This window comes from Kitasatospora sp. NPDC088742 (assembly GCF_055584905.1).
Window position 1 is genome coordinate 1 of the sequence record NZ_JBVJLD010000109.1, and the last position, 4,183, is coordinate 4,183.

A 4,183-nucleotide genomic window follows, 5' to 3' on the forward strand; every position below is an offset into this window, starting at 1 on the left:
AGTGAAAAAGTTCACTATTCTAAAGAATTCAGAAATAATCACCTATCATGGATTAACAGGAGGTTTATTTGTGTATAGACCATTTGAAAAACATGTCATACTTCAATCTAATAAGCCTAAAGCGTTGTATTTAAGAAAGTCTAAAAAGAAAAAAGGTAAAACAGAAGAAGAAACTTTAGAATCCAATATGCAAAGATTATTGGAATTTTGTAAAAAAAACGAAATTAATGATTATGTCATTTATAATGATTTCGTTGCTAAATCAACTAAACTAGACCGTATAGAATATAGAAAAATGTTAAATGCTTGCTTACAAGGGCAGCATGATATGATTGTAGTTTTAGAAGAATCACGACTGTATCGTACTGTATATGAACAAACGAACGTATATGAGGATTTAAAGGGCACTGACATAGTGATTTTTTCTGATAGAGAAGGCATTATTAACCCCAATGATAGAACTCAATTTTTGGCAAATATTGTACGAGGTGCAGTTAATGAACACGAATTACATAACTATGCCCACCGTATGAATCAAACAAAACTTCAAACCGCTAAAAATGGTTCATATGTAAATAAAACTCCATTTGGTTATATAAAAGTGAAAAATAAATTACTACCACACCCAGTTGAAAGTAAAGCCTTTAGATTGATTGTTGAAAAGGTTATTGAGGGTTATACAATTAACGAAGTTATACTCGAATTAAATTTAAGAGGATATACTACAAAGCAGGGAAAAAAATTCAAAGCTGCTACTACAATTACTCGACTCTTTGAAAATAGAGTGTATTTAGGCGAATCACATTACAATAGTCTAATGTTTGGTGAAGACGTTATTATAACAGAAACACACGAACCTTTGATGACTATAGAAGAGTATCATAAAATTAAAAAGATGATAGATTCTCGTTCAAGAAATAAACAAGGCATACGTTACACAAAAATAAACACACCTTTAGACAGGTTGATATATTGTGGTATTTGTGGGCATCGCTTGCCCATTCATAAATCATATGAAAATAAGGAAGGTATCATTTCTTATCAAATAAGTAATTGTAAAAATTCATATGGTGAGAACTTTGAACATAAATGTCCTCATAAATCTGTTAGTTTGAACTTCTTATTGCCCTATTTTTATAAAGCTATTAATAAATATAAAGAGGCTATTAGAGAAGAAATTTTAAACGCTACAATTTATAATACTAATGATAAAAAAATTGCTATCCTACAAGATATAAAAAGGTTAGATCGCAAGATAAAAGAAAAAGAAGAAGAAATCGAAAATACTGATATGTATCTGATTAAAGGTATTCTAAAAGAAACTAAATATGTGAAGATAATGCCACAATTAGAACAAGAATTGAAAGAACTAAATTCTTTACTTATAGAAACAAATAATAGATTAGAAACAATGAGTGAAGAAAGCACCGTTGATCTGAAGAAAAAAGCTTTAGATTTTTTAAAAACATACGAAGGTATTGAAACTGAAGAGCAAAATAGACAGTTTAGTCTACTTTTTGAAAAAGTTGTTTTAATTAATACTGACGATAAATTTTCAATTGAATTAATAGAAAAAGACACATCCATGTAAGGGAATGTGTCTTTATTTTTTTGAAGCATATTTAATTAGTGCTTGGGCTACTGCTTTATAATTCGGATTTTTTGCTTTAGTGATAATAATTTCTGGCACTTTTGTTACTTTGTTGTTTTTCATATTCATCCCTCCTTTAATTTCAAAAGGGTTAAACAACAATCAAATTCTTGGATGTAAAATTTGGTTCTAAGTATATTATGAATAATAAGATTTGTCCTATTACTTAAATCTGTAATGTTTTGTGTGAAATGAGTCGCAAAGTACTAATAAAATTTCACTTTGTTTGAAAAGCTTATAGCAACATAAAAAATTAAATGTTTGCTTTTTAAAATCCAATACACAGACATATAATCGTTTAAAACAAATTTAAAAATCCCAAACCATTTAAAATAAATGGTTTGGGATCACCTTTTTGTGAAGTCTTTAAAATTTTTCTTATAGGATGTCATTCTAACGTACGCTCAATACTTATACAACATGTTATTGCATATTTCTGTTATATAGTGCGATCCGTTACAAAAAAACCCTTACCGACTTTTTATTTGTTGGGTTGCATTGAAGCTCCAATCTACCCCACGATATGAATAAGGGTAACTTCCTAAGTTATCTTCGATTTTACCCGTGTCGATATTGTAAATAAAAGTGCCGATATTAGCATATGTCCCATCCGAATAGTGCCACTGATTTCTTGTAGGCTCGCCTGATGGGGCAGTAATATTGCCAAATCGATACATGTAATCGTAAAACCCAACGTAATTCGCTTCTATCAACAAAGCATTTTGAATGGTTTTGTTGAAACCTTTAAATGTACCTTTATATACATTACCAATTGTTGACGTGCCGTTCCTGTTTAACAAGGTACTTTCATTTCTTGAATAATATCCATTATTAGGTTTTGAAGCAAATTGATATTCCCATTTAATATCAATGGCTTGTCCGTTTACATAAACATCATAGGTATCAGCTGAAATAGACGGAGGTGCAGGAGGTGCTTTTACTACAGTAACATTATATGGAGATTGTGGAGTATATTTACCATCATAGGATTCCACTCTTATGTAGTAGTTCTTATTCGATTCCAATTCTAACCATCTGGATTCGTTACCGCTACTTAAAAAACTACCCATACTACCCAAATTTTCATTATAAATGTAAAAAGCATATTGAGCGTCGGACGGAACATTGTTTAAACTAACATAATGTTTGCCTGCACTTGATGGTTTGAATAAGTACCAATCAGAATCAAACATAAAGTCAATATTTGCATTGACATCCATTTTGCCAGTGAAAAGTGTTAAATTGTCATTTGGACTGTCGTTTTTCTCATACTGATCGTAAGTATTGTTTAGATTTGTCAAAAAAGTGTAAGCATTACTATTTGTTGTACCGTTTGGCTCCACACGGAAGAAATAATAACCCTCGTCTGCCATATAACCGATTGATTCGGACAATTGCCCATCATTTATCGAATAATCTACCAACGAAAGTACGCCCGTAGTTAAATTCAGATTATATACATATACATCAGTATCTTGGTTTGTAGCCTGTGATAAATAAAAGTTGATTTTTGAAGTAGTAGGCGCATAAACATAATACCAATTTGGCACTCCGTCCCCGATAATGTAGTCGTTTAAAGGTTGGTCATAGTATGTTTCATCTAAAAATATAGCTGTATCAGGTGAATTGTTGCCAACAGCACGGCTCATTCCCGCAGTATCGTTGTTTTTAATAGTGTCACCCTTGAATGTAGTCATAGCCTTACCAGCGTCAATGTTTTCTAAAAAAGACTTAGGAAGAACATAATCATCTGCAACTGCTTCGTGGTTCATTGTTGATTTTGTAACAGGAGTAGTATTAGTTGCTTCTGTTGATAACTCGTTTTCTAATGCAGTTATATTTTCCACTTGAAGAGCGTTCTCAACAACATTACTCAAATCAATACCCTTAATAGTATCTGTGCCTTGTAGCCCATTTTCTAAGGTCATGTCGGTGTCGTTTGTATACTCACTTACTTCAGTATTAGATAATTGAGTATCATTTGAAGCATAAGATACTGAACCTACGCTAAACAGCATGGTAACAGCTAGGCCAGATATTAAAGACCGTCTAATTTTCATTAAGATTCCTTCTTTCTAAAAAATTTTTCATCCAATCAAAAAATTCAACATAAGGTAAAATGTTCTATAAAAATATCACACAACCATTGAACCACCTTCCTTTCTAATCACATGATACTAGCACCATTAATTTATATTTATGCAAAATTGTCATGATACCTTTTATGCATATTAATACAATACCAAATTATACATAATTTGTATATAAAATAAATCTTTGTCATTTAAATGTCATTTATCGTTCCTATACGGAGGAATAATATGTTTCAATACAAAATTCATTTTCGTAGGTGCTTATTTTGCTTTAACACGAGCTTTACTAACAGAAAAGGTTTAAATTCATATACACTTTTTAATGTGTATTGTTAGCGTTTTCAAGTGAAAAAGTTCACTATTCTAAAGAATTCAGAAATAATCACCTATCATGGATTAACAGGAGGTTTATTTGTGTATAGACCATTTGAAAAACATG

The 4,183-nt window shown here is 31.0% G+C and carries 2 protein-coding genes; one reads left to right on the top strand and one right to left on the bottom strand.

Features of this window, described 5'->3' with window-relative positions:
- Window positions 1–1,591 (top strand): recombinase family protein (locus ACZ6ZR_RS38575; protein ID WP_402607542.1); only part of this gene is annotated, 1,591 nt, incomplete at its 5' end.
- Between the two features lie 530 nt (window positions 1,592–2,121).
- Here ACZ6ZR_RS38575 and ACZ6ZR_RS38580 read toward each other — a convergent pair.
- Window positions 2,122–3,711: a hypothetical protein gene (locus ACZ6ZR_RS38580; protein WP_387254717.1), complete on the bottom strand. Its 1,590-nt coding sequence runs from the start codon at window positions 3,709–3,711 to the stop codon at window positions 2,122–2,124.
- Window positions 3,712–4,183: the final 472 nt, after the last annotated feature.